Raw genomic sequence first — 404 nt, 5'->3', positions numbered from 1 at the left:
CATGACTGCGCCGATTTGGTGAATAGCCTTTTAAAAGGCTAATATTAAGTACCATTCTAAATGTGCTACCCGTTGTGACGTGCTCCCCTGAAATGTCCTCGATTTGAGGTTATCCCTGTATGGTGGTCTCGGACAACGGAACAGAACTGACCTCGAACGCGATGCTGAAATGGCAGGAGGACCGCAAAGTCGGCTGGCACTACATCGCGCCCGGAAAGCCCATGCAGAACGGTCTGGTCGAGAGCTTTAACGGACGGATGCGCGAGAAGTGCCTTAACGAACACCTGTTCCCGTCTCGGCGCCATGCTTGCCGCATGATTGCGGCATGGCGCGCTGACTATAATTACAGCCGGCCTCACTCCAGTCTGGCTGGCCTGACGCCATACGAATATGCTAACCGGTCA

Annotated in this window: 1 pseudogene; it reads left to right on the top strand. The window is 54.0% G+C overall.

From position 1 onward, the window contains the following. Positions 1-107: 107 nt before the first annotated feature. Positions 108-404, top strand: a pseudogene (locus XM53_RS22325) (integrase core domain-containing protein); the annotation flags it as partial.

Origin of the sequence: Roseovarius atlanticus, assembly GCF_001441615.1 — a bacterium.
GTDB lineage: Bacteria > Pseudomonadota > Alphaproteobacteria > Rhodobacterales > Rhodobacteraceae > Roseovarius > Roseovarius atlanticus.
This window is presented reverse-complemented; position numbering and strand designations above follow the sequence as displayed.